This is a genomic window from Rhizobium grahamii CCGE 502 (assembly GCF_000298315.2).
In the GTDB taxonomy this organism is placed as follows: domain Bacteria; phylum Pseudomonadota; class Alphaproteobacteria; order Rhizobiales; family Rhizobiaceae; genus Rhizobium; species Rhizobium grahamii.
Map to the genome: position 1 here is coordinate 251,003 of NZ_AEYE02000036.1, position 25,306 is coordinate 276,308.

Annotated in this window: 17 protein-coding genes and 2 pseudogenes; 4 read left to right on the forward strand and 15 right to left on the reverse strand. The window is 57.6% G+C overall.

Annotated features, from left to right (window positions below):
* Window positions 1-4: 4 nt before the first annotated feature.
* Complete coding sequence (locus tag RGCCGE502_RS31345; protein WP_016558253.1) at window positions 5-1,600, forward strand: ATP-binding protein; 1,596 nt, start codon at window positions 5-7, stop codon at window positions 1,598-1,600.
* Window positions 1,601-1,620: 20 nt separating this feature from the next.
* Here the strand turns inward: RGCCGE502_RS31345 and RGCCGE502_RS31350 are convergent, their stop codons facing one another.
* The 7 genes from RGCCGE502_RS31350 to RGCCGE502_RS31380 form a co-directional block, all read right to left on the reverse strand.
* Window positions 1,621-3,189 carry an ATP-binding protein gene (locus tag RGCCGE502_RS31350; protein ID WP_016558254.1) on the reverse strand — a complete coding sequence of 523 codons (1,569 nt, stop codon included), beginning with the start codon at window positions 3,187-3,189 and terminating at the stop codon, window positions 1,621-1,623.
* A complete protein-coding gene (locus tag RGCCGE502_RS31355) occupies window positions 3,186-4,817 on the reverse strand; it encodes a radical SAM protein (RefSeq protein ID WP_016558255.1) in 1,632 nt (543 codons plus the stop codon). The genes RGCCGE502_RS31350 and RGCCGE502_RS31355 overlap by 4 nt, the downstream gene beginning before the upstream one ends.
* The gene (locus tag RGCCGE502_RS31360) at window positions 4,810-5,862 is read right to left on the reverse strand and encodes a DGQHR domain-containing protein (RefSeq protein WP_016558256.1); all 1,053 of its coding nucleotides are present in this window, start codon (window positions 5,860-5,862) and stop codon (window positions 4,810-4,812) included. Before RGCCGE502_RS31360 ends, RGCCGE502_RS31355 begins: the two co-directional genes overlap by 8 nt.
* A gap of 71 nt (window positions 5,863-5,933) precedes the next feature.
* Window positions 5,934-6,947 carry a ParB N-terminal domain-containing protein gene (locus RGCCGE502_RS31365; protein WP_016558257.1) on the reverse strand — a complete coding sequence of 338 codons (1,014 nt, stop codon included), beginning with the start codon at window positions 6,945-6,947 and terminating at the stop codon, window positions 5,934-5,936.
* A complete protein-coding gene (locus RGCCGE502_RS31370; RefSeq protein ID WP_016558258.1) occupies window positions 6,944-8,425 on the reverse strand; it encodes a DEAD/DEAH box helicase in 1,482 nt (493 codons plus the stop codon). The genes RGCCGE502_RS31365 and RGCCGE502_RS31370 overlap by 4 nt, the downstream gene beginning before the upstream one ends.
* 7 nt (window positions 8,426-8,432) lie before the next feature.
* Window positions 8,433-8,852 (reverse strand): hypothetical protein, encoded by a 420-nt coding sequence (locus RGCCGE502_RS31375; RefSeq protein WP_016558259.1) that lies wholly within the window; start codon window positions 8,850-8,852, stop codon window positions 8,433-8,435.
* A gap of 4 nt (window positions 8,853-8,856) precedes the next feature.
* Window positions 8,857-9,873 carry a hypothetical protein gene (locus RGCCGE502_RS31380; RefSeq protein WP_016558260.1) on the reverse strand — a complete coding sequence of 339 codons (1,017 nt, stop codon included), beginning with the start codon at window positions 9,871-9,873 and terminating at the stop codon, window positions 8,857-8,859.
* Between the two features lie 182 nt (window positions 9,874-10,055).
* Here RGCCGE502_RS31380 and RGCCGE502_RS31385 point away from each other — a divergent pair, with 182 nt between their 5' ends.
* Window positions 10,056-12,722, forward strand: coding sequence for an ATP-binding domain-containing protein (locus RGCCGE502_RS31385; protein WP_016558261.1), 2,667 nt, complete (start codon window positions 10,056-10,058; stop codon window positions 12,720-12,722).
* A gap of 45 nt (window positions 12,723-12,767) precedes the next feature.
* On the opposite strand, the pseudogene RGCCGE502_RS31390 reads toward RGCCGE502_RS31385, so the two are convergent.
* Window positions 12,768-13,646, reverse strand: a pseudogene (locus RGCCGE502_RS31390) (RHE_PE00001 family protein); the annotation flags it as partial.
* Window positions 13,647-13,830: 184 nt separating this feature from the next.
* On the opposite strand from RGCCGE502_RS31390, the pseudogene RGCCGE502_RS31395 reads away from it, so the two are divergent.
* Window positions 13,831-16,803: pseudogene (locus tag RGCCGE502_RS31395) on the forward strand (Tn3 family transposase).
* A 915-nt stretch (window positions 16,804-17,718) separates the two neighbouring features.
* On the opposite strand, the gene RGCCGE502_RS31400 reads toward RGCCGE502_RS31395, so the two are convergent.
* The 4 genes from RGCCGE502_RS31400 to RGCCGE502_RS31415 all read right to left on the reverse strand — a co-directional run bounded on the left by RGCCGE502_RS31400 (window position 17,719) and on the right by RGCCGE502_RS31415 (window position 21,006).
* The gene (locus RGCCGE502_RS31400; protein ID WP_016558263.1) at window positions 17,719-18,465 is read right to left on the reverse strand and encodes a hypothetical protein; all 747 of its coding nucleotides are present in this window, start codon (window positions 18,463-18,465) and stop codon (window positions 17,719-17,721) included.
* The gene (locus RGCCGE502_RS31405) at window positions 18,455-19,549 is read right to left on the reverse strand and encodes a hypothetical protein (RefSeq protein WP_176705743.1); all 1,095 of its coding nucleotides are present in this window, start codon (window positions 19,547-19,549) and stop codon (window positions 18,455-18,457) included. Before RGCCGE502_RS31405 ends, RGCCGE502_RS31400 begins: the two co-directional genes overlap by 11 nt.
* A gap of 23 nt (window positions 19,550-19,572) precedes the next feature.
* Window positions 19,573-19,842: a hypothetical protein gene (locus RGCCGE502_RS31410; RefSeq protein WP_016558265.1), complete on the reverse strand. Its 270-nt coding sequence runs from the start codon at window positions 19,840-19,842 to the stop codon at window positions 19,573-19,575.
* A 288-nt stretch (window positions 19,843-20,130) separates the two neighbouring features.
* Window positions 20,131-21,006 (reverse strand): S-methyl-5'-thioadenosine phosphorylase, encoded by an 876-nt coding sequence (locus RGCCGE502_RS31415; RefSeq protein WP_016558266.1) that lies wholly within the window; start codon window positions 21,004-21,006, stop codon window positions 20,131-20,133.
* A gap of 270 nt (window positions 21,007-21,276) precedes the next feature.
* On the opposite strand from RGCCGE502_RS31415, the gene RGCCGE502_RS36050 reads away from it, so the two are divergent.
* Window positions 21,277-22,362, forward strand: coding sequence for a nucleoside-diphosphate kinase (locus tag RGCCGE502_RS36050; protein ID WP_016558267.1), 1,086 nt, complete (start codon window positions 21,277-21,279; stop codon window positions 22,360-22,362).
* Here the strand turns inward: RGCCGE502_RS36050 and RGCCGE502_RS31430 are convergent.
* From RGCCGE502_RS31430 to RGCCGE502_RS34790, 3 genes are read right to left on the reverse strand one after another with little or no spacing between them, the layout of a single operon-like run.
* The gene (locus tag RGCCGE502_RS31430) at window positions 22,255-23,319 is read right to left on the reverse strand and encodes a S66 peptidase family protein (RefSeq protein ID WP_016558268.1); all 1,065 of its coding nucleotides are present in this window, start codon (window positions 23,317-23,319) and stop codon (window positions 22,255-22,257) included. The two genes, RGCCGE502_RS36050 and RGCCGE502_RS31430, sit on opposite strands and share 108 nt — an antisense overlap.
* Window positions 23,316-24,356, reverse strand: coding sequence for an S-methyl-5-thioribose-1-phosphate isomerase (gene mtnA / locus RGCCGE502_RS31435; RefSeq protein WP_016558269.1), 1,041 nt, complete (start codon window positions 24,354-24,356; stop codon window positions 23,316-23,318). Before mtnA ends, RGCCGE502_RS31430 begins: the two co-directional genes overlap by 4 nt.
* Entirely contained in the window at window positions 24,353-25,306 is a 954-nt protein-coding gene (locus tag RGCCGE502_RS34790) for an aldo/keto reductase (protein WP_016558270.1), read from the reverse strand. The genes mtnA and RGCCGE502_RS34790 overlap by 4 nt, the downstream gene beginning before the upstream one ends.

Genomic DNA, 25,306 nt, shown 5'->3' on the forward strand with positions numbered 1-25,306 from the left:
GATTATGACCGAAACTCCAGAAATCGGAACCGAGATCCCCAAAAAGGCTGATCCTTATTTCGGTGGCTTCATCCTCGAGACACTCACCATCGGAATGTACGGGGATTCAAAGAGCGCAATTCGAGAATATTTGCAAAACAGCTTCGATTCCTTACTATTGGCGATCGAGAAAAAAATTACGCAGGTAAGCGAGGCTCGCATCGACATCACCATGTCTGACTCGATGCTCGTTATACGCGACAATGGGATGGGGATTGGTTCCGCCAGGGCGGTGTCGGTGCTGACCTCGGTTGGCGCATCGCTGAAGGATTTTCGGTCCCAAGCCGGGTTCCGTGGCATCGGAAGGCTTGCAGGCATAGTCTTCTGCACCAGCCTCAAATTCGTCACGAAGGCTCAAGGCGAAACTGTCCAGACAACGGTGACGTTCAATGCGAAACAACTCAGGCAACAAATGTCGCCGTCGCACGGGGCAAAGTACACCCTTACGGAGCTGTTGGAAAAGAACATCACCGCCAGCCAGAGCGACGGCCACAAGCCAGGCGAACACTATTTTGAAGTCAGGCTCGAAGGGCTGGTCAATCCACCGAAGGAGTGCTTGGACCCTTCGCTGATGTCGGACTTTGTCGGTCAGGTTGCACCGGTGGGTTACCGCGACGATTTTAGCTTTGCTGCGCAAATTCTAAAGGCTGGCGAGGAGCGCCGCTTCCCCTCAGCTTCGCAAAAGGATGCGACCAAGAAATCTCTGCTCGATCAAGTCCGAGTATTGATCAAGCGCGGCGACGAGGAGACCGACGTTCGCAAACCTTACCGAAACCAAGCAGCCGTCGGGAAAGACGATGTTCCCATTTATGACATCAGGATTTTTGATCCGCCTAGCCGTCGGTGGTGGGCCTGGATTGCTTTGAAGAAAGAGCCAGGCGTGTACAAAGACGACCGCGTGCGGGCTATGCGCGTGCGCATGCGAAACATCCAGATTGACGGCACCGAACTCATGGGAAAGCAATTCTCTTCCGTTGAAGGGGCTGCATCCTTTGGCAGATTCAATGACTGGTACGCGGGAGAAATTTTCGTGGACCCGACTTTCGTCATCCCGAACGCTCGTCGTGACGGCTTTGAGGAGGACGACAATTGGATGAAAATGCAGGGCGAGTTGGCCGACCTCTGCGCCGATTTGGGTCGGCAGGCCTATGACATTTCCAGGCGAGCACAGCTATCCATCCGCACCTTGGCGCGAAACACCAAAGAGATTGAAGAGAAAGGAAAGTCGATTGCGGCTGCCGGCACCGACACGGACAAGGTTATTGAGCTTTCGAACGCCGTGAATAAACTGCAGCGCAAAGTTGGTCGGGCTCTGCGGCATGCTGATCTGGAAACCAGTTCACAGCTGCGCTCGCTCGAGAACAAACTTCTCGATGTCAAAACCCGTGCCGTGCGAAATCTCGGGGTCTCTCAGCAAGTGGACCTCTCCGAAGTGCGAGAGCAAGCACAGCTCGATATTATTTCCGAGTTAATGGCAGCTTTTCGAGAAAAGCTCGATCCGCCAACCTATTCAAAGGTTGCCAAAATCGCGTCCGAGCTGCTGGGCTCGGACGATTTCTAGAAAGGACCACCCGATCGAGCTTAAAGTTGCTGTAGGATTTTGTCGACAAGCGACTTGGCCACGACGGTGTTGGTAGAGCATCGGTACACGAGGTCACAGAAACGTTTAAAGATCGCGCGCTCCTGTTCGTCGAGCTGGTGCAACTCAACCGGCGTACCCGCCTCTGCCGCCACCGTGCTTAATCTCGAACGCAGCTCGCTGAGTTCGGCAGACTTTTCCACAACATCCTCGTCATCGAGGACACCGCTGCTCAGCGTTTTTTCCGCACGCGCGATACCGTCGTTGGCGCGCGTTTCGAACCGTGCACGCTCCTCATCGCTAATCGTACCCTGGACAATAACGTCGGTTAGCTGATGGACGGACTGGAGTTGCAGCTCCACGTCTCGCAGCCATTTTCGCTTGATCGAGCTCGTGCGGCAAAGCCTTGAAATCTCGCGAGCAATCGGCGCAAGCTGATTGGTCAGGTTATGATAGTGGGCATTCTGCTCGAAATGGTCGCGCCGCCCGTTCGGAACTATTTTCCGATCGACGACGTGGATTTCACCGACAGCCCAAGCATTGAACCGAACTTCAGAAAACAGCTCTTCGAGGAGGTTATGTTCGCCAATCTGGACGTTTCCGGCACGCAGCCTCAACCCCTTTACCCCAACGGCATTTGGCAACGCGCCCTGATAGTCATGGTGGAGAACCCACACGATGGCCGCAAGCTCACCATCAATTGCCGAGATCTCACTGACGGATAGGCGATTGAATTGAATTGGAGGATGGTCGGCTGGCGTCAATACGTCGCGGTGTGGTCGGAATATTTGCCGCTTGCTCCCCTCTATCCAAATTTCCAAATTCCCAAGCCCAACCACCGGAGCAAGGATGTCACGAATTTCTGAGCCGAATCGGAACTCGGGTGCGAATGGAACGGGAGCGACTTGGCCGAGATACTCATCGACAGCTGCAGGGCTCATCAACTTGTCACTTCGCAGCCGAACAACACCCCGCAATTCGACTTCGAAGAAGCGGTCCGGATAGTCAGCTTTCGGTTTCTTCCGTAAAGTCGCGACGGATCGTATCAGGCTTTGAATATCGCCATCACCCTCGCGTAGCGCCGCCTTTAGCCGCTTACAATCCCATGTCAGTTCAGCCACACTATCATCCGACGCCGTGCGTGAGCGAAAAACCAGCTCTTGCGCGTAGCCAAGTCCGGCGAGGCGTCCAACGCCTCTAAAGCCTCTGGCGTTTGTCCCACGCTTCCCGCTGGCGCCGAGCGCGGCCATTTTTCGGGAAAATTCTTCGTTTGAAAGGCCCGATCCATTGTCACGGATGCGGATACTCCGCGTCACTGGATCGATGGTTATTAGAACTTTTCCAGCCTCCTCGGCGGAAATTAATCCGCGGCTGCGCGCGTCGTCGATTGCGTCTGCGGAGTTTTGTACATACTCGCGGTAGATTGTCATCGGGTCGATGTACATAGCGCTGGAAACCAGTTCCAACACATCCCGACCAATAGTTATTTCCTCTAAAGGTTCGCTCTGGCCATCAGCTTTCGCAGCAAGAATTGCCGAACGGTTCAATCGTGTGGTGGCTTCCGTCGTCATGCAACAGCCCTTTGCTTTGGTGCGAGCTCTGCAGTGATAGCGATGCTCTCTTCCTCATAGTCCAAGCCGGCGTCCTCCACGCGCTCGTCTTCGGCGAGCCCGAGGTCCGACATGGCTTCCAGTCGAACCAGTTCCTTCTGCGTCGCCCAAATGGTAGTCAGCTCATCCTTGGAGACTGGAATATAGAAGCGCAAAATCCGCCGGACTTTATCGTTGGCCGCAAAATCACTCAGCGTGACGAACTCGCGCGGATCGCGGGAGGACAACAGCTCCATCAGCTCTGCCCGCTCATAATTATCGAGAGAACTAAACTCGGCCTGAAATTCGTAGAGCTTGTGATCCTGATCGTATCGCTCGTACCAGGTGCGATTGAAGATGAAATCGTGCGGCATCATCAGGATGCGCGCATAGTCCTCGAACGTGTCGCCGAACGCGTGCTTGAAAAAGTCCGGCGCGCCACTGACGATACCGTGTGTTGCCTGCAACACGATCTGCATTGAACGCAGTTGATAGCGCGACCACTTCTCACCGATATGCCCACGATTGGGGCGATTTGTCGGCTGATAGCGCATCGGGAACGACCAGATACGAATGCCAAGCTCTTCGTTGAGGGTCACGTTCAAACGCATGCGCTCGAACAAATCCTCCGGACCGTCATGGAAATTGTACAGCATGTAGTTCGACAACTCTGTCAGCCCATATTCAGCGGCGTAGCGCACCGCCTGCTCGTAGGGCTTTTTCACGCCCAGATGATCGAACGCGATGCGAAGCGGCTTGAGGCAAATGGTCGCCAGTTCGCGCAAATACATCGGATCTTTGCACAGGATCCGAGCATCAACGCCCTGATTAAAGTCGACCCGGCGCTGAACGGCAACCTTGGCGCCCGGTCTCATGAGCTTTGCTCCCGGAACGAATCCGAGGTCACGGATTTCAGCAATAATTTCCTTGAATCGCGCCGAGGCGACAACATTGTTGTCCATAAGGATAAGATCCTTTTTCGGACCATAATGCTCGTCAATGGCACGCACCAGATCGGTCAGCGACTCCGTATCACGTTGCATGCCTTCAAGCTTCGGCACACCACAGAAATGGCATTTGCGAATGCAGCCGCGCGACGTATAGGCAAAATATGCATCCCGTACCGGATAACGGTAGTCGATCTGAGAAAGGATATCATAATCCGGGACGAGATCCTCAATCGGCCGGCCGTTTGTATCACTGGAATAGAGTTCTTCCGCAAATTCGTCGAGCTGCAGAGAGACCGCCGGTGCGTCCGACAGCAGTCCTTTGATAAACCTAATGCCGTGCCAGCGGCGCTCGTCCAAGAACCGCTCGTGCATGAGAGATGCTGCGATTCCGCCGACAAAGACTTTATCGGCCTGGCCGTTTGCCACTTCCAGCGCGAAATCGATCGATTGAGAGATCTTGGGGTATTCGAAGGAAAACAGCGTGGTAACGTAAATGCGGTCCCAGGCCTCGTTCATGACCGAACGATCCTCACCCTTGATGAAACGGACGTTGTCGCGCTTTCCCCGGGGGCCGTGATATTGGGCAATCTTCATCAGTCCAAGCGGCGGGTATTTGTTCTTGTAGCCCGGCTCGATAAGCAGGATTTTCTTATTAGCCATTGCTGACAACTTTCAAATGAGAGCGCTTGCGGGTTTCGCGGATATATTCGACGGCCTCGTTGACCCCACCCTCGCCGCCAAGTCCTTTCAGGCGGCCGGTCGTTGACCAGTCGATATCATAGGCAAAGTCAGCGAGGCGATTGACGAAATAGCCACGGTCGAGCTTGGCCCCATCCTCGGCCTCGTTGTAAAGATCGGCGGCGATGTCCATTAACGCGTATACGCCGACACCCTTGGTCAGGATGTGCTTGCGCGGCGTGCTCCACTGGGCAGGAAGCACCTCGGCAACTGCACGCCAGAAGGACACGACGATCTGCGTGACGGTTTCAGGTGAGCGCGTCTTGAGCGACCGGGTCGAGTTGAGAAATCGCTTTATGGCCTTTTGCATAGTCCGAAGCGACGCACGCCGGGTCATCCCGGAAGTGCTCTCTCCGCCGAGATCAAGCTGTCGGCACCAAGGCGAATCCGGGTCATTGTTCAGATGAAGAGCGATGAAGATTTCCGGGCGATCTTTCGCCAGGTCTCCAGCCAGATGTGCATCATGAAAGTCCAGGAGACTGTTGCTCAGGCCTTTTGCCTTGCTGTTGATGGTACTGAAGACTTCCATCTCTTCTTTAAGACTGAGCCCCACGTAGCACATAAACGGCAGCTGGATGTCGAGATCCTCAAGACAACCGAGTCTATGTTGGCAATCGACCTGCGCCATGATCTTGCCGGCGTCCAGCGCGATCTCTAACCGAGCCTGTCCAGGTCCGACATTTTCGACTTTCCAACCCTTTTCGTCGGGCCGCAGATTCAAAGTGAGGGGGATCGTTGAGGCGCCGGTCTGTCGAATGTAGCGACGGAAATCTTGGCTGTGCTGCGAGTTAAAGCGACGCTGATAGCCAAGACCTGTGTCTTCGTTCAACACGTCGGCAAAGCTGTATCGATGCAGGAGTTTTGCCGGTGCAAATCCCAGGAGGACCGGCCTGTCGACCGAGACGCCAGTCGAGCAGGTGAGCCAAATTGATTCCGCCATCGCACCCCTCAGCTGCAAAATCTGCATTCAGTGGCTGCAGTTTCTGCATTTCAAGCGAGCAAGTCAAGTGCGAAAGAACACGCAGATGTGTCGTCCAGCTATTTCTTGGGGTTCAACTTCTGCACCAGTGTATCAACCCGCCCTGAAAGCTTGCCGAGTTCAAACAGGATTTTCTTGCGGGTTTCATCCTGGGCGTGGTTGAGCGCTGATTCTGTCTCGGGCAGGGCAAGCCAATTGCGAAATTTGGTGATCTTCTTCAGGGGGGTGTTATCAGCGCCCGCTTCGACGGCATGATCGAAGGCATCCTCGAACCCTTCGGTTCCATTGACGAACTTCTGCAATGCTTTCGGCGCCGAACAGATGATTGGCAGGCGGTCGCGGATATCGACGGCCTTCGCAATCTCGTCGCTCTTTATCTTTCCAACAACGAGGCTGTCGAAAGCCACATTTGCGAGGCGGGCCTTTCTGATTTTTGAGGACTTCAAATATTCGTCGTAATAGCTCCACTTCGCCGTGTCGGCTTCATCATGGTCGAGCATGAATTGATAAACGGCAATCAGATGTTCGACCTTGCGCTTTGAGAGGCCAATTTCTATTGCCAACTTGCCAGTATCGACGTCATGGGTTTTATGGCGACGGTAAAGAAAGCCAGCTTGTTCGAAGGGGGCCCAATCCTTCTTTCCTTTGATATGGTATTGGCCTAACAGGGCAAAGATCAAAGCCTCATCGATATCCTGCGGCAACAGCCGCACTTTCATATATCCCCACTTTACAGGATCGTTTTTCGCGAGCGCTCGATAAGCTGCAAGTCGGCTATTGCCTTCCAGCACTTCCAGGGTGCCGGCCCGCACCACAACCGGATCTGTCAACCCTCCATCGCGCTTGATGTCTTGGATCAACGCTTTCACATGGTCCATATCAAGGAGTTTGCGCTCGATGTCGGCCTGGCTGGGTTCTTCGCCATCGGATCGCAGGATGGAATAGACACGCGGATTTTCCACGAAGAACTGCAGATGCTTCTGCGGCAAAGATCCGGTTTCGACAGGCACCTCAACCCCGCGTATTAGGATCGGTTCGCCAGCCTTTAGCGGATGTTTATCCATCGCGTTCATTCTTCCTCCTGCGTGTTGAGCCTTAGCACCTCGCGGATCATGTCGGCGAAGGCATAGTCTGCGCGTTTATCATATTCCTCGCGGTCGATGTCGCCCTGCCCCAATTGTGCGGCCAGATGCTTGGCGGACAGAAGCGCGTCGACCCAGGCATCGACCGTATCCGTGCCGATTAAATTGGTCACGAAGCATGGCTTATCCTGCGAAATCCGATGAATCCGGTCCTGGGCCTGCAGATAATCGTCGAGGCTGAAGCTGCGATCGTAAAACACAGCATGATTGGCGACGGTAAGTGTCAGCCCTTCCTTCGCCGCACCAGGCGTTGCGACTAGAACTCTGGTTTGAGGATCCGTCTTGAAGGCAATCAAGGCTTCCTCGCGTTTGGCAATCTCGATTCCGCCATGAACCAATACTGCTCCAAATTCTCCAAGGTGGTGATACAGCGCCTCGGCATTCGCAGTAAAATTGGTCCAGACAACGATCTTTTCCCGAGCATCGATGGCGCTTGTCACGAGCTCATCGAGAGCACGCATCTTGCCCGGCACCGACCTGTAGGCCTGGTCGACCATCGCCGGATTGGAAGCGACTTGGACCAGTCGCAGCAAACGCTTGAGGATGTCCTCGGCGTCATCCAGAATCGGGCGTCCCTGCCTCACGACGATTGCCGCGAGCTCATCGCGGAACTGGGCATATATTTCCGCCTGCCGCGGTTCGAGTTCGCATTCCAGATTGCTTATCGTTTTGTCCGGCAGCTTTAGCCCTGCGGTTTTTTTTGTCTCTCTGACTGAAAACGGCCGAACCTTCTCGAAGACCGCCTCAAGTTCGTTTGCGAAGGCTTGGGCCCGTCTATCGTCGTTGCGGAGCTCATTGCTTAGGTCCAGGTCCCGCTTGAACGATGCGAATTCGTCGCCAAGGCTTTTTCCCAGATCAAGAAACTTGATCTGGGACCATAAGTCGTATGGCCGGTTTGCGACAGGCGTTCCCGTCATGATAACCCGGCGGACAAACCCAGGAGCGAGCACATGCGCCGCCTGGCTGATCTCCGCTTCCGGGTTCTTTATCTTGTGGGCCTCATCGAATATTGCGGCGACCTTACGCGTTTTTAAAAACAGCTCCAGCCGCTTTCTCTCCGAAACGATGACTTCGTAATGCATGAGATAGAGGCGGGCCGGACTATTAAACGCATAGAAATTTGCGTTCCGGTCTTGGCCCAATATTCGCGGGCGAAGATGGCTGTGATCGGCAATTTCGTTTCGCCAGTTCTCGATGAGGCTCTTCTTGGTGACGATCAGAATGGAGTCCGCTACGTCGTTGGCAAGCCAAAACAATGCGAGATCAAGACCGATCTTCGTCTTGCCCAGGCCCTGTTCGTGAAAAACGGCGGCATATGGGAGATCTTTTACGGCAGCAAACGCCTCCATTTGATGCGGGAAGGCGGAGCGTTTGGCGTCAAGGCTCGCGGCTTTTTGTATTCTCAGCATGGCGACCTCAGCAAACCACAGCCCTCATACGGTCAATAACAACGGTTCGGGTCTGCGCGTCCATGAACGGCGCCTTAAGCTGTGATAACAGCCGCCGTGCCGTCGCCGTCGCACTCAGCGGCACGCTCAAGACAAAAATACCATTCGGCGTTTGCGACAAATAGTCGAGGAAGGCCTGGATTTGGACGCGTGTATGGTCGGTCTCAAGATCGGCCTTCGTCTTCGCCTCACCAATCAGCGTTGCCGTTGTTGGGACATCCGTGGCATACAAATCAGGAACGTAGCCATTGATTCTTGGCGGCCGTTCACCTCTGACCGGTCGGACGGCGTCATTTCGTAAGCAAAGGTTGCTTTGTTGGCCGAGTTCGATTTCGGCATAAACAATCAATGCATCGACCAATCTGGCATGAACGGCTGTCTCACCCATAACATCAGCCCAGTTTGAGGCTGGATATCAATTTGCTCAGTTCCGCCTGAGCGTCGATCAACGCCTGAGCCGTTTCACCGCCGGGGTCGGCTTCAATACGCTGATGCTCATCGTAGCGAAGAGCCGCAATCTGGGTCACCAGTGCCCGAGCAAGCTGTCCGAGCTGAGCCTCCTGCAGCGTTTTCGTCAGGTCCGGCTTTTCAAGGACAGCTTCCGCTTTCTTGATACCGTCCTTGAGGAATATTTCTCGGGCCTTTTCATTGCGCAAAACGCGAGGCAAGACGCGCACCTTTTGCAAGGGGTGCAATTTACCGCCGTGGATCCACCGCGCAAAATCGAAACAATCGAAGCCGGCTTGATTGATTGCCTGCTTTATCCCTGCTTTTTGTAACTCCACAAAGCCGCTGAAGCGTGTTGTGTCGAACTCCCCATCTTCCCCCACTACGGGGCGGTAATACTTTTCGATGTCGGCGTAGGCGTTGATGCTCTCAAGCACCTCAGATTGGCGTCCGCCGCAATAATCAACGATGGTGGCGAAGGGAAGGTGCTCCTGCGTCCTCAGCTCGTAGAGATATTTCGCCTTCGAATATGGATCCCATGGTCGGGTTCCCACCAAATGTATCTGAAGCCTGATCGCATGAACGGACGCCTCGTCAATCTCGTCATGAACGAGCGAAGGAATATGCGTCCAGCTGCCTTTGACACCATCTTCGAGAAAGCTTTTATAGAGCGCAACCCTGGTGTTGCCTTCGACGCAGACAAGCGTGCCATCGGCCCGGCGATTGAGGATCACCGGCTGGATAATGCCGCCGTTCGTCAGGATAGATTGCTTCAGCTTTTCGAATGTGGTGCTGCTTGAACTGCCTGGCTCTTCCTCGTTACCGGCTCCGAGCGCCAGGTAGATCGCCTCGGGTGAGGGATTGTCTCCGTACATTTCAAGGAACTTGCGGATTCGGGGGTTTGAGCGATCGAGCTCGATCGTGTCCACTGCAATATTTTGGTGTGTACCCGCATTGACCAATTTGATTCTCCCCCCGCTGTTGCTAGACATTTTAGTGTTGACCTGCAGGCGATTCCAAGCAGCAACATGAGTCCGGCCGCAACTTTTAGTGGACAGCATTAACATAGCGGGCACAGTGCCGCAGAATAACTACCGGCATCGTGGTGAATTGCCATGGTTGCCCTGAGGTTGGGGGGGTAAGCTTGAGCGAGCATGAAGCGCAGATCGAAGCCGTGGCAAACGAAAGCCTCAAAAGCTTCGCAATGATATCCGGTACGGCTCGCGACCATTTGGAAGCAGCACGTGCGCCATCTATCCAAATTGCCGATAACAGCTGGACCAATCCGAATGCTGACCAAAACCGCAGGCGTATCGACCAGGAGAACGCAGAAACTCATCGTTTGCTGATCGAGGAACCCGCCATTGCCCGGGTAAGGGTCACCGATGAGGACGGTGCGACCACCGATTATTACATCTGCCGCACGAGCCCCGTCCCCCTCACAAACAAGGGTATAAAGCTTGCCAGTTATCGCTCCCCGGTAGGTAGGCTCGCCTCCCTTCCTGTCGGCTCGGATCATACCCTTTTTAGAGACGGCCGCCCCGTTACGGTCGAAGTCGTGGAATTTGCCCGCTTCCAGCCACGGGTAGTCGATGGCCAATGGGATGCGCATAACGCCGTTGTCGCCGGGGGCGACTATGGTCCACTGAGCATCGAATCGTTCCGCCGGTGGCTGGAGCGGATCCTGCCCGATGTCGATGCGAGTGTGCTCGACGCCTTGCTGGAAGAAGAAAATGCAGCCGCCATTATCCGCGCGGGCTTGCATCGAAGCGTCATTACCAGAATGGATCTGCGCGACCAGCCGTTGCTCGACCAGTACCAAGACGAAATTTTCCGCCTTCCGCTAAACAGCAGGCTGCTTTTGCTGGGCGCTCCGGGAACCGGCAAAACAACGACCCTGATCAAAAGGCTCGGCCAAAAGCTTGATACCGCGTTCCTCGAAGAGGACGAGCGCCGCGCCATTGGCGCGACATCACCGAGCCGTGAAAATGATTACGCTCGCGACTGGATCATGTTTACCCCAACTGAACTCCTGAAACTCTACGTCAAGGAGGCATTCAATCGAGAAGAAATCCCAGCGCCCGACGACCGCATCAGCACCTGGTCAGACTACCGCGAAGAACTCGCGAGGAACACTTTCCCCATCCTCCGCTCGACATCTAATTCAAGTAGCTATGTTTTGAAGGACAACGCGCTGACATTGAGGCCGGGATCTCAGGATGATGCGATTGCCTGGTTCGAGGATTTTGACCAATGGCAAAGGGCAGCGTTCTGGGATGAGATGCGCAGTTCCGCAACAGCTTTGAGCGAACAGGCCGCGCCCGATGTCGCCCAGGTCGGGGCACGACTTTCTTCTGCCATCGGTCCGCAAGGGAGCGAAAGCACGCAGGTATTTGTCAGTTTCCTTCCCATTGCCGAAGACATCAGGGCCATGGTGGAGGCGCGCAAGGCCGCCACAGACACCGAATTGAAAAAGTCCCTGAACCTGCAGGTTAACCGGGATAGGGGCTTTCTCGACAGTTTTGGAGCCTTCATCGAAGGCTTGTCCGATGTGACTGACGACGCGGATGATCAGGACGAAGATGAAGAGGAGACAAACCAGCCGCGCGTCGGCAGAGCGGCTGCGATGAACCACTATCTCCGGGTCTTGCGGACGCAGGCGCGAGCACGCGCGCGTCGAAGGAATGTTCCGAAAGCCAGCCGTACCGGCCGCATTATCGATTGGCTTGCCGGCCGGATGCCGGCCGACCCGGATTTGCAGCGCATCGGGGAAAGTCTTGTGGTGCAATCCGCACTCAGATGGTTCGTCAATCCGGTGCGCCGCTACGTCGACGGTGTCCCGCAACGCTATCGCCGCTTTCGCCGCATCAGGCAGGCGGAGGGATTGTGGTTCGCTCCGGACGGACATGCAGTGACGGACCTTCATCCCCTGGAAGCAGATCTCATCCTGCTCGCCATGATGCGCAGTTCAGACGAACTCGTGCGCCGAGCCCGACGGCTTGATACGCCGGAAAATCCAGCTCAACGGATTCTGACGCGCATGAGCGACCTTTACAGGACCCAAGTCCTCGTTGACGAGGCAACGGACTTTTCTCCCATACAGCTTGCCTGCATGTCGATGCTCGCCCGACCCGTGAGCCGTTCGTTCTTTGCTTGCGGTGACTTCAATCAGCGGGTAACGGCATGGGGGACCCGGTCGCTCGAGCAAATGAAATGGGTGTTGCCGGATATCGATAACCGGTCTGTTTCAATCGCCTATCGCCAGAGCAAAAAACTTCACGCACTGGCCCGCCAACTGGTCGCTCTCGGTGGAGACAACGCCGCGGAAGTTGCCCTTTCTGACTTTGCCGACAACGAAGGCGTATCGCCAGTCCTGGGAACCGGAATCGTTGATCTGGTGGACACGTCACGCTGGCTTGCAGACCGGATCATCGAGATCGAGGAGGCCGTTCGCGAACTCCCGTCCATTGCCGTTCTGGTCAACAGTGAAGCTGATGTCCGCCCGATTGCTGACGCTCTGGGAGAGGCTCTCCTGGATAATAACATTCGCGTCATCCCTTGCCCCGATGGTCAAGTCCGCGGTCGAGAGGGCGCTGTCCGCGTCTTCAATGTCGAACATATCAAGGGGCTTGAGTTCGAGGCCGTCTTTTTCGTGGGCGTCGACACATTAGCAGCCAATTTACCCGAGCTGTTCGACAAGTACCTGTATGTCGGAGCAACACGTGCGGCGTCGTATCTGGGGCTGACTTGCGCTCAATTTTTGCCGGATCGTGTCAGACACCTCGAACCGCTCTTTGAGCAGAAATGGTAGAATGGCGCGTTGGGTCCAGGAAAGTAGCGGTTGTCTTGAAAAAGATTACAAAATCCCCCACGCCCGAAACCTCCCCCTGCCGGTCATCTCGCGCAGGCCGAGCTCCACCACGATCCGCCGCGCCGCCTGCTGCGTGACGCCGAGCGTCTCCGCTACCATGGCGGACGAGACCAACGGCTTCGCCATCACCAACTCAACGAGCTCCGGCAACTTCGACGACGTCCGTCTCCCCACGATTTTCCGCTCCATCATGGTGCGCGCCAACGCCAGCCGATCGTGCTCCTTCAGCCCAATCTCGCCGGCGGCCAGCAATCCCTGGGCGATGGCCAGCAACCGCGTGTCACGATCGCGATGCCGGCGCCGATCGACCGGGATGGTTTTCAGGCCGACATTGACCGCCACCAGGTGGCCACCGGTTGAGATGTCAACCTGGCGCAGCATCGTCGCGGCCAGCAACCGGCCGAGCCAGGGGGCGTGCTGCGACACCGACAATTCGTTCCAGGCATCGAGAGCGACGATCGCTGCCAGCACCGGCGGCAGGTCGTGCGCCTGCCGCACGACGTCGCGCCACTCCTCGAGCCGAGCATCCTCGTCCCAGTCGAGATCGTAAACCAGTGCCTTGCTGTCCACGTCGCGAGCGCCGGAACGGCTGGGGCGTCTTGCTTGTTCGATCGCGGCGTTGGAGCGGGCGAGCACCGCGTCGATCGCTGCGAACTCGGAGTCCAACTCGGTCGTGTCGGCCGCCCTCTCCCCCTCCCCCCCCGATAGTTGGCCATTAATCTCCTCAGCTCCACTCCCATCGCCGTCTGCCAATGATGGTCCGGGCCCAGGCCGAGCCTGCGCCCGGCGGAGGGTGCGCAGGCCGTCGGGACTGAGGGCCCAGGCCGGCGGTTGGCTGGCGATGCGGCGACGGCTGCGCAAGACGGGGTCAGAACAAGAGCAGTCCGAAATCGTACGCTAAGGCCGAACGGAGCATGAACAATGCGGTAGCTCAGTTCTGCGGCACTCGATCTCTGTGGATTGCTATCGACATACCGCAGTTTTGATTTCTCTGTCCGAGCCGACTCGACAACGCTCGACGCAGATTGGTCATGAATGGAGTCGGGCGATGGCAAAGCGCAAGCTTCTCAAAGATCAAGATCGCCGGAAGCTTGTCGATATCCCAATCGACGAGGACAGCCTGATCCGACACTATTCGTTGTCATTGGCGGATCGCCTGGAGATCGAACTGCGGAGACGCAACCACAATCGGCTAGGCTATGCCATCCAGCTATGTCTGATGCGGTACCCGGGTCGAGTACTGGGGGCAGAAGAAACTCCGCCTCGCGCCATGCTGAAGTTTGTTGCTGATCAGGTCGGCGCCGCTCCAGACGAATTTGCCCTCTATGCACGCCGTGAAGAAACCCGTCGGGATCATGTGGCGCGGCTAATGGTGTATCTGGATACGAGAAGCGCGACGCTGCAAGATCGCCGGGCCGCGCTATTGGCTGCAATCCAGGCGGCGACGATGTCCGACGACGGTGCTGCGATAGCCAGTTCCGTTGTCGCAGCGTTTCGCGAACGCGGAGCTCTTCTGCCGGCGATCGACACGATCGAACGGATCGGCCTTGCCGGTCGTGCGATGGCCCGGCGCCGGGCAGAAAGAACTCTGATTGAAGACATCCCACTCGATGGGCTCCAATCACTGGATAGGCTGTTAGAGGTTGACCCGTCGATCGGCCAGACGCGCTTTCATTGGCTGCGTTCGGCGCCAGAAGCGCCGGCTGCGTCGAACCTCGTCGGGCTGACCGAGCGGATAGCGTTTCTGCGGCGGCTGGAGATCGATCCGGAACTGCAGGCGCGCGTATCATCCGGACGGTGGGACCAGATGATCCGGGAGGGCAACGCAACGCCGGCCTGGCTTGCCAACGACTTCAACGCCAGTCGCCGCCACGCTCTGATCGTGGCTCAAGTCATCAAGCTTTGCCAGAAGCTCACGGACGACGCGGTAACGATGTTCATCAAGCTGATTGGCAAGTTGTTCTCGCAAGCCAACAATCGAAAGAAGCAGCGACAGATGGATTGCAGAGCGAACACCGCCAAAGCGCTGCGCATGTTTCTAGATACGATCACCGCCCTGCAGTCCGCCAACGACTATGGTCGGAACGCATTGGATGTTCTCGACCAAAGAGTCGGCTGGGACCGGCTGCTTCGAATGAAGCCTGAGCTCGAGTAGATGGTCGGCGACAACGAGGCATCGCCGTTGACCGTAGCGGCCGAGCAGTATGCGACCGTCCACAAATACACTGGTGCATTTCTTCAGGCCTTCACGTTCCGCTCGGCGCAACGCCACGACCCGCTTCTCGCGGCAATTGCGCTGCTGAAACGGCTTTATGCCGAGAAGCGGCGAACACTCCCGGATCGTATCCCACTCACCCACCTCAGCCAGACCGATCGAAGGCTCATCTTCGAACAGGAAAAACCCGATCGCCGTCTCTACGAGGTCGCCACGCTCGCGGCTTTGCGAGACCGGCTTAGATCTGCCGACATTTGGGTCGACGGCAGCCGATCTTTCCGGCCGATTGACGAACACCTGATGCCGCGGTCGACATTCATAATGATGAAGGAAGAGGATCGTCTTGGATTGGGGGTCCAGGGCGACGGCGCGCAGTGGCTTGCCGAAGCCCGTCAGATGCTCGACTTCAACCTGAAGCGTCTCGCGCACCGAGCCCGATCCGGAAAGCTCGAAGGAGTTCGTCTTGAAACCGGAACGTTGATCGTTACACCAACCGCCGGCGAAGTCCCTGTGGCCGCCGAGGAACTGAATGCCGAGATCAGCGACATGTATCCGTTGGTCGAGGTTCCCGGCTTGTTAAGGGAGGTGCATGAATGGACCGGCTTTGCAGATTCATTCACGCATGTTCGCACCGGCGACGTCCCGAAAAATGTCTCTGCCATGCTCGCGGGCGTGCTGGCGGATGCGACCAATCTTGGGCCAAAACGAATGGCGGGCGCATCCAAGGGAATCAGCGCTCACCAGATCGGGTGGATGCGCACCTTTCACGCCCGATCTGAGACATATCGTGCGGCGCAAGCGTGCATCACCGATGCCCACACCCAGCATCCGCATTCCCGCCTTTGGGGCAATGGCACAACGTCATCGTCCGATGGCCAATTCTTCCGTGCGAGCGACCGAGCTGCAAAGCGCGGCGAAATCAACTTGCATTACGGCAGCGAGCCCGGATCGAAATTCTATAGCCATCTGTCAGATCAATACGGATACTTCAGCATTTTGCCCATCAGTCCGACCGAGAGCGAGGCGGCCTATGTGCTCGATGGGCTCTTCGATCAGGACACGGTCCTCGACATCCATGAACACTTTACCGACACAGGCGGGGCTAGTGATCATATCTTCGGGCTATTCGCCTTGATTGGAAAGCGGTTCTCACCGCGACTGCGCAATCTCAAAGATCGGAAGTTCCACACGTTCGAGAAGAGCGATGCATATCCGGCGCTGTCGAACCACATCGGGGTGCCGATCAATGCCAGTCTGATACTCGATCATTGGGACGATCTGCTCCATCTCGCCGCGTCGATCACGACGCGGTCCGTGGTGCCATCTACCATTCTCAAGAAACTGTCCGCAACTCCGAAGCAAAGCCATCTCGCGAGGGCGCTCCGCGAACTCGGCCGTATCGAAAGGTCGCTCTTCATGATCGAATGGTACTCAAGTCCGGCACTTCGGCGGAGATGCCAAGCCGGTCTCAACAAGGGCGAGGCCGCCCATAAGCTGAAACGCGCGGTCTTCTTCCACGAGCGGGGCGAGATCCGCGACCGGTCGTTCGAAAGCCAAGCGTTCCGTGCCTCTGGTCTCAACCTCGTCGTCAGTGCGATCGTCCACTGGAATACAGTCTATCTTGACCGCGCAATCACACAGCTGAGACGCTCGGGTCGAGATATTCCTGATCTGTTGAAGCACATCTCGCCGCTGAGTTGGGAACATATCAACCTTACGGGCATCTACACCTGGGATGCTGAACATCAGATGCCGAACGGATTTCGATCACTCCGTCTTCCAGCCGGGCTGCGGCGGGTCGCATAAGTTCTCATTCCGTTCGCCCTTAGCGTACGATTTCGGACTGCTCTTGTTCTGGCCCCAATAGGAGCAGTCCGTCGTATGGCAAAAATTGCTGACTGAGATTCGCTAGGAGAAGCATTGCATTTACTGTGGTCCACATCGTCAAGCATCGTACCAATCTGTGACCCATGGATAAAATCTGTCGATTGCCTGAGAGAGGAGCAGACATGACCTCGCTTATGGACGTATGCGTGCCCATGGAACGCTGACTGAGAAGCCACAAGAAATACCGGACGCCGTATTCGCGCTCCCATCCGCCCTGAATTGGATGCGGGCGAAATTAATACTGGTCACAGACCGCAGAGTTAGTTTCCGAACAGGCAGAGTGTTTTACCAACGAGTTCAATGGAAGGAGCTTACCGAGCCACAGCTCAACTCAATGCTTGAACAGTTACTCTTCTCATTGAACCAGATTGCCGCTCTCCAAGGTTTGGCAACCGTGCCAAACAAGGCCGACGTCGCCCGCGTTGGGATAGTGACCTGGTACTGCGGTGTGTATGGCACGGCTTCAGCGATGAGGACTTTGGCCGTTGATAACGTTCGCACCAAGGCACCTCGTACAATGAGAGATGATGCGTTCGCGAAGAAGAGCATTGCTTTCCTGCATGAGGCATCAAGGTATCGCGGTGAGGCGAACTACCGTCATGCGATCTATCTTGTCTATGGGAAGGCTGTACCGAAACTCGCCGAGGGATTCATAGATGATCTGACATCAGTTCTAACGGCCTTCACTGCAATGTCGGCCGGCGGAGTAAGAACGTCGCTTGTCATCGCTCATCATGCGCGGCGCATCTCCTTTCGCTCATCCGATCCGTTAAAGCAACGCCACCGTCGGAACCATTCCATTCGAAGGGCAGCGCCTTCCGTTTCGAACCTCGCTCATAAGCCGGACCGTAGCGAAGCGAAGTTGAACCTTACGCTTTTCCACCCGTGACTAGCTAGCGAGGCGAGGGTTCTCTCATGGTTATTCAGCCTAGAAACGGAAACCGTGCCCCGCATTTCCGGCAGCTTCCTTAGGTAGGCAAATCCTTCGATGTATCGCGCCAATGCCAAGCCCGTTCCGGTTCCGGCGGCACCACCACTTACAACGATATCGTGGACATGCAGAAATTCGGTTTCATTGCTGGCCAACCCAAATCCACGAATAGCTGTGCCCCCACCAGCTACGACTGCCAACGAATCCCGAGCAAGAACGTCCTCGATCCGTTTCGTTGCGGCATCTACAAGGTCCCGATCAGAGTATCTATGCTGAATATTTTCCGGGAGTCCGGCTTTAAGGGATTCGGCAAATAGTGGCACGATCACCGCCAGGTCCTCTTCCTCCAGAGTACGAACGGTAACGTCCGCTTCCCCCGGTCCGGCGAACTCAGGCGCCTTTGCTACCACATGACACCAGGGATGCCAGAAGGGTTGTTGGACGACGTCGCTATCGGCAATCGTGGCCGAAAGGATTGCGAGGTCGATTTGGTTTTCCAGGAACAGATGTCTTGCCCGAGCTGTCAATTGCGAGACACTGAGTACTCTCGCCGCCCGCGTTTCGCCTGTCACGCTTGCCCAGATTGTTCTCGTGCGCGGAAACAAATGACCGAACTCAGGACCAGAAGGCTCGTTGGGCTCAACCTCCAAACAGCCTCTCCCTCACCTCTTTGTCGGATTGCTCGGAAGCGAAGGTGCCGAAGGGTGTTCGAAGAATCGTTCGGTTTGCATATTCATTGACCGCAAGGTCTCCCCGCCCGCTACTGACAGCAACAAAGCGAACGAGCGTATCAGCCGGGGGTTTGCCTTGCTTGCCAACATTGGAAACGTCGAGTGGATACCTCGGCGCTGAGTTCCTGAGCATCGAGATGGAAGCCAATCTGTCGACAATTGGCGTATTAGACTTCACGAACGATAAAAGTTCCGAAGCCGCATTTGTAATCAATTTTTCGATGCCGCGATTAAGGTCAGCGTCATCTGTCATTCGTCGCCCTTCCGCGGATAGAAAGGCAAAATCCAGTAGATCCCTTAGTTTGAGAGCGCCTCGCTCCTCCACTTCATTGATTAACAGAACGAGGCGATCGGGGATGCTTGGTCCTACGCCGCCCGTTTCTAGCTGCTCTACCTTCGACCAGAACGATGATGGAAGCGTCCTAGTTCTGCCGCCGCTGAGTGGTTGCACTGCCACCCAAATGTCGCACCAGAGCGTACGCCTCTTTTGCTGGTCGATCTGCACTATCGATAGTGCGCCTTCCAAAGTATTCTGCCCCGTCAAACGAACCGCCAATACCCGGGGCGTGTAATCTCGTTCGATCATCAAAGAAACTAGTTTCAAAAAGTCTTGTTGTGATCTCGTCGCAATATCGAAATCGTTCTGGTGACGGTTCACGTTGCTCGGATAGAGATCGGCAACAGTCACGCCTTTCGCCAGGCAAAAATCGCATCCCAAGCCCATTGCCAACGACGCGAATTCCCTAGACTCCTTTTTCAACGTCTCGGAGTCGGTGTTCTTAAAACCGATGATGCCTCCATTGTTTGGCAAAGGCTCGAAATCCGCGGCGTGAACCGCTCTCGCGCTATTCATCCGATCGAAGAGTGTCCACGCTAGATCATTGCGCGCTGCAAGTTCGCATAGTGCAGCGGCGAGTCCGGAACCTTTTAAACCTGCGTCGACGACGCCACGGAGCTCCTCGTCCGTAGCGCCAACAATCAGCCAAACCAGAAACTCATCCAATCCAGCCTGCGCGGGCGTCATCGCTAACGAACATTGGTCTGAAAGGAAGACTCTTTCAAAATCTGCGAATCCTGGTCTAGCAGTGCCTTGACCTGTTCGAGATTCGCTCTCGCCGTAGCGAGGTCTTTCCACTGGAGATCGACGAACAGGTGGGATTCATCATCAACTGAGCTGCGGAAGCGCGCATCGGTGAGTCCCTCTCCGGCGGACGATTCAAGTAATTCCTGACGGAACTTCTTGGCAAATTCAGCCGGGCTAACAGCGATCGCGCATTCAATTGTCATCGCACCCATTGGTACCTCTCCTGTTGCAGCGAGCGAAAACTCCAATGCTTAGTATCTACTATACAGTGTAGTTTGATCCAGTCAATTACGTGGAGATGTACTTTGTGCCTTTACGAAGTTTAGTGCGGAATGACCGCATTTGCGTAGCATCGACTCCCGGTGCCATGAACGTTCTCTCCCGTGAAAAAGCGGATGCTCCCCCCGCCCGACGGGTGGAGCTTCGGCAGGCCTCAGCCACCTCGACAATGTGGAGCGTGCGTTAAATCATTAGCGGCGCAATGTGGAACTTCTTTCGTCTCACGACCGCAGCGCTCGACCGGCCACCGCGTCGAGCTTTTTCACGAGCTCTGGATCGCGCGCTTCTGGCGCTGTCATCAATGCAAGGTCGAGCGCACGGTCCGACCCGATCGGGCATGGCTCGTGTTCGCGGGGAAAATCTCGTGCGAGACGTAAGATCAGCCGCCTCGCCTTCCCGACGTTCGCGGCTTGAACCCGGACGACTTCTTGTGCCGTGACGGTCCCGTGGTCGGGATGCCAGCAATCGAAATCGGTCACCATTGCCGCGCTGGCGTAACAAATCTCCGCCTCGCGGGCGAGCTTGGCCTCCGGCATGTTCGTCATGCCGATTATGTCATACCCCAGCGCTTTGTAAGTCATACTTTCCGCATAACTCAAGAACTGCGGACCTTCTATGCAGAGGTAGGTGCCGCTTCGCGCAGCTGCGATGCTCTCAGAGTCCGCGGCCGCGCAGAGATGCGTGCGCAACTTTGGCGACACCGGATTAGCCATCGACACATGCGCAACGCAACCCTTGCCGAAAAATGAACCTTCCCTCCGATGGGTACGATCGACAAACTGGTCCACCATCACAAAGGTGCCGGGCGGCAGCTCTTCTTTGAACGAGCCGCAGGCCGACAGCGACACCAAATCGGTTACGCCGGCGCGCTTGAGGACATCGATGTTGGCGCGGTAATTGATGTCCGAGGGCGATAGCCGATGGCCTTTGTCGTGACGGGGCAGGAACACCACTGGCAGGCCCGCGATAGTGCCGCGCCGAACCAGCGCAGAAGGCTCGCCCCACGGGCTCGCGATAGTTTCATCTCGCGCGTTTTCGAGTTCAGGCAGATCGTAGATACCCGATCCGCCGATGATGCCGAGCACCGCAGCTGTCATGGCTCTTCTCTCCAATCGTTTCTCTAGTACGCTCGGCGGAGCCGAGATCGATGAATAGCATGCCCTACTCGCGCCATGGATGCAAAGACAGGTAATTGATTGTGCGGCATTTAAATGCACCGGAATGCGACCGGCGTAGCCATTCGCGCTTTTGCGCGGCTAGGATGGGTGATAGTGTCAATTGCTAGTGCTTTAAGGTACAGGTCAGACCGCATTTTGCGAGCTGCGGCGCAGCCCCAAGCGGTCATTTGCGAGTGATGGTGTGGCCGCATGATCGAAGCGCAGACCCGGGCAATCCTCGACGCGACGACAGTTCTGCCCGACAAGGCGCGCTTCTTCAACGGCGAGCCGTTCGCGCGGGAGGCGATGCGCGATCTGGTCGACCTGGCCGGTGAGGCCCATGCTCGCGACTTGCTGCTGACGCATGGGACGATTTTGATCAAGTCGGAGTCCATCGCTCTTCGGGTGGTCGAGCGTATCGAAGCGCGGATTCGCGCAGCTGGCTTCACGCCGGTGTTCGCTCATAGCCTGCGGCTGGACCGCAAAGACATCCGTCTGCTTTGGCTCTATGTGCTCAATGGTGCCACGCTCGAGCGACTGGATCTGCTGGATTTGTTCAAACCAGCGGCGACCGGCATCCTTCTCATCTGTCGCGACGATCGAATGCGGCACGATGCGATCCCTGCCGCGGTCCGTCTACAGCGGCTTAAGGGCTCGACGATGCCGGCGCAGCGGGAGCCGGGCCAAATCCGTTTTGAGCTCGGTCCAAACAATCGGCTGCTCAACTTCGTCCACGCCGCCGATGAGCCGGCTGACGTATTGCGCGAACTGGGACTGCTGTTTGATCGTCCAGCACGGCGTACTCTGATCAGCCGGCTGCTCGAGGGCAACGATGCAGGCGAAGAGCTGCAGCGGGCGCGACGACAAGCCTATGCGGCGTGCCCTGCCCACGATCTCGAACCTGTACCGGCACTTGAGCGCCTGCGTCGGCGCGTAGCTTGGCTCGATCCGCCTGCGCTGGCGGCAGCCGCACTGACGCAGCTCGACGGGCTGCTGAGCCTTGCACCGGCTGATGCCGAGCGCGCTTGGCGTGAAGTCCACGCTTTGCTGTGGCCGCACGCTGATCAGCTTGGCCTTTGGGATTATGTAGTGGTTGGCTCCAGCGTTTGCGAGCACGATCCCGCCGGGGCCACCCGCGTGCTTCCCGATCCGGTCCATGGCGGATGGGATGAAGCATGGCTGCAACGTTCAGCCTCGGTCGCCGTGCCGGTCGTCCGGTCGGCCAGCCACGACCGGTTCGAGGATGCGAAGGTGCAGTCCATCGAGCTCGGCCAGGGCTCCAATGGGAAGGGTTAGCATCGGCGACGCATGGGAGCACGCGATCCCGGCCAGAACCGGGATCTTGGTCGGCGCGGTCAACTCTATTGCGATCTTGTCGAAGCGGTCCACATCGGTGGCACTCCATCCGTCGCTGCGACCGAGCACCAATGAGGCGATCTCCGTCAGCACGCCGGCATTTGCCAGATGGGTCAGGTCCGCATCGGCGCGACGGATGTCATAACCTTCGCCTGGCACGTCGAGCGCGAGCAGCGTGCCGGCCAGCCGCGGCTGCCATGGCGTGCCGATCAAGTGCTGCAGGCTGGGCAGGCAGGCCGGCATCAGCCGTCCAATTGCGTGACCGACGCGCAGCGCGCGTCGCGGCTCCGCCGCCCGCCGCCGCCGTGGGCGGTGCTCCCGGTCGCTTAGCTCGCGCGGCTCGTCGGCCTGCCAGCCTATGTCGGGAATGTTGCCAGGTGCGGTGTCGCCGTGCACGATGGTCCGGCACAGGTGCTCAATAACTTCCGCATCCAGACCATCGATCTCGCCGAACTGTGGCAGCAGTGAAGGGCCGTAAAAGCAGACAAGGCCAGTCTCGTGGTGGATCGCATGCAGCAGCACAGTGGCGTCGGAATATCCGCACAACGGCTTGGGTGAGGCCGCGATCACGCCCATGTCGATCGAGGGTAGCAGCTGTGCCGAGTGATCGCCACCGATGGCGCACAGCACTGCATCGATGCTGGGATCTGCGAACGCGGCATGCAGGTCGGCCGCGCGCTCGCGTGCGCCCGCTGAAACCCATGGGCGCGCGACATCTGCGGCGGATGCCGCGTGCGGCATGAGCACAGGCTCGGCCCCCAGCGTGCTCAGTGCGGCCAAGGCGCGCGCGGCGCGGGACGGGAGCGAGCCGATGCCGCCCCAGGACGGCGCGATGATCGCAATGCGCGGATGCGGCCCGATCGCATGTGCCAACAGCCGTGGAGGAGGGTTCGTCATAAGCCCGCGCGATCCGTTGTTTCGGACAGCCGAGCGGTGCGCGGATCGCTTGCGTGCCGGACGACGCCAGCCTCCGTGACAACAGCGGTGATCAGTCGCGCCGGCGTGACGTCGAACGCCGGATTGAGGGCGGTTACGCCGGGTAACGCGGCGACACCCGGCACTAGGTCGAGTACCTCGCCGGGATCGCGTTGTTCGATCTCGACATCATCTCCGCTGGGTGTCGCGGCATCGATTGACGAGCGTGTCACTGCGGCAATGAAGGGAATGCCGTGAGCAGCAGCGGCAAGCGCGATGCCGTAGGTTCCGATCTTGTTGATGAGATCGCCGTTGGCAGCCAGGCGGTCGCATCCCACGACTACGGCATCGATCGGCAGCGTTCGCATCAGCGCGGCCGCGGCGCTGTCGACGATGACGGTGGCGGCAACGCCATGGCGTGACAGCTCCCAACTGGACAGCCGCGCGCCCTGCAGCAGCGGGCGTGTCTCGCAGCAGATCGCTGTGACCGGTCCCGTCTCCGCCAGTCGAATGATGATGCCCAGTGCCGTCCCACGATGTCCGGTCCCCAGCGCGCCGGTGTTGCATACGGTCATGATAGTGCGAGCGCAGGCCAGCAGCGAGGCTCCATGCCGGGTGATGCCGTCGCTGGCGTTCACCTCCACATTTACCAGCCGCTGTGCTTCCGCCAGCAAAGTCGCCTCGGGCGAGTCGGTTGACGCTGCTACGACCGCGACGCAACGATCGATGGTGCGGGGAAGGTTGACGGCCGTTGGGCGGGCGGCACGGAGTAGCGCTCCACCTTGCGCCAGCTTGCCCTCACGTGCGGCGAGCACGAGGCCATAGGCGGCCGCGATACCTAATAGCGGCGCGCCGCGGATCGCGAGCGCGCGGATCGCGTCGGCAACATCGGCGCAGGTGTTCAGTCGCAGCCTCCGCTCCGCCTGCGGCAAGGCGCGCTGGTCGATTATGTCGAGCGCCTCGCCGTCCCAGTGCAGCGGGACAGGGTACGCGGTTGGAATGTTGCTGACGGCGGTCATCTGGCGAACCCCGCGATCTGGTCGAGCGCCGCTAGTGCCTCCGGCGGTAGCCGGAGATCGGCCGCACGGCCGTTGCACCTGATATGGTCAGTCCGTCGGCTGCCAGGCAGCACCGACACCACGCCGGGTAGCGACAGCACCCAGGCCAACGCCAATTGGGGAACCGGCGTGCCAAGCTGTTTGGACCATTGATGGACAGTGTTGAGAATCTTCAACGTACGCGCTAGTGAATCGCCGGTCAGAACACGCTGGAAAAACGGCCAGGCCAAGACGTCGCGCGCGGCCCAGGCGCGCAGGTCTGTGCCTGGCGTGACCGCACCGCTGAGCAGGCCGTTGGCGAGCGGTTCATAGACGGTGACCGCGATGCCATGGTGTCCGCACCAGCGCGCCACCTCGCGACTGTCGTGATGATCCACCAGCGATAGGCCCAGCTGCACAACGTCGATCGGACCCACGGTCCGGCATTGTTGCATTTGATCAATACTGAAATTCGACAGCCCAGCGCAGCGGATCAATCCCTCATCGACCAGCGACCGCATTGCCCCCCAGCTCTCCACCAGTGGAACATCAGACCCATCCGGCCAATGAAGATAATACCAGTCGATCACGTCGCGACGCAGCCGCTTCAGGCTGGCCCGGCATGCGGCACGAATCTGTGCCGGCCGCAGGCCGGACCCGACGGGAGCTGGGGCGACCTTGGTCGCCACCGCCAGAACACGCAGGTCGATACGCCCGAGCAGCGTCTCATTACCGGTGTCATGATAAACCTCGCCACTGTCGATCCAGCTATAGCCGGCGTCGAGGGCAGCGTAGAGGCAGGCCCGCGCCCTCCTCTCCGCGCCGCCACCTGCATGGGTGCCGCCGAGCGGATAAGCGCCGAGTCCGACGCGCGACAGGAACGGCAGATCGACACGCCGGGATTCACCGGCAGGAATAGAGGGCATGCTCAT

Excerpts from the sequence above, each read along its gene's own strand:
- RGCCGE502_RS31345 (WP_016558253.1), top strand. The coding sequence starts at position 5 with ATGACCGAAACTCCAGAAATCGGAACCGAGATCCCCAAAAAGGCTGAT.
- RGCCGE502_RS31350 (WP_016558254.1), bottom strand. The coding sequence starts at position 3,189 with ATGACGACGGAAGCCACCACACGATTGAACCGTTCGGCAATTCTTGCT.
- RGCCGE502_RS31355 (WP_016558255.1), bottom strand. The coding sequence starts at position 4,817 with ATGGCTAATAAGAAAATCCTGCTTATCGAGCCGGGCTACAAGAACAAA.
- RGCCGE502_RS31360 (WP_016558256.1), bottom strand. The coding sequence starts at position 5,862 with ATGCAGATTTTGCAGCTGAGGGGTGCGATGGCGGAATCAATTTGGCTC.
- RGCCGE502_RS31365 (WP_016558257.1), bottom strand. The coding sequence starts at position 6,947 with ATGAACGCGATGGATAAACATCCGCTAAAGGCTGGCGAACCGATCCTA.
- RGCCGE502_RS31370 (WP_016558258.1), bottom strand. The coding sequence starts at position 8,425 with ATGCTGAGAATACAAAAAGCCGCGAGCCTTGACGCCAAACGCTCCGCC.
- RGCCGE502_RS31375 (WP_016558259.1), bottom strand. The coding sequence starts at position 8,852 with ATGGGTGAGACAGCCGTTCATGCCAGATTGGTCGATGCATTGATTGTT.
- RGCCGE502_RS31410 (WP_016558265.1), bottom strand. The coding sequence starts at position 19,842 with ATGGGTGCGATGACAATTGAATGCGCGATCGCTGTTAGCCCGGCTGAA.
- RGCCGE502_RS31415 (WP_016558266.1), bottom strand. The coding sequence starts at position 21,006 with ATGACAGCTGCGGTGCTCGGCATCATCGGCGGATCGGGTATCTACGAT.
- RGCCGE502_RS36050 (WP_016558267.1), top strand. The coding sequence starts at position 21,277 with ATGATCGAAGCGCAGACCCGGGCAATCCTCGACGCGACGACAGTTCTG.
- RGCCGE502_RS31430 (WP_016558268.1), bottom strand. The coding sequence starts at position 23,319 with ATGACGAACCCTCCTCCACGGCTGTTGGCACATGCGATCGGGCCGCAT.
- mtnA (WP_016558269.1), bottom strand. The coding sequence starts at position 24,356 with ATGACCGCCGTCAGCAACATTCCAACCGCGTACCCTGTCCCGCTGCAC.
- RGCCGE502_RS34790 (WP_016558270.1), bottom strand. The coding sequence starts at position 25,306 with ATGAGCATGCCCTCTATTCCTGCCGGTGAATCCCGGCGTGTCGATCTG.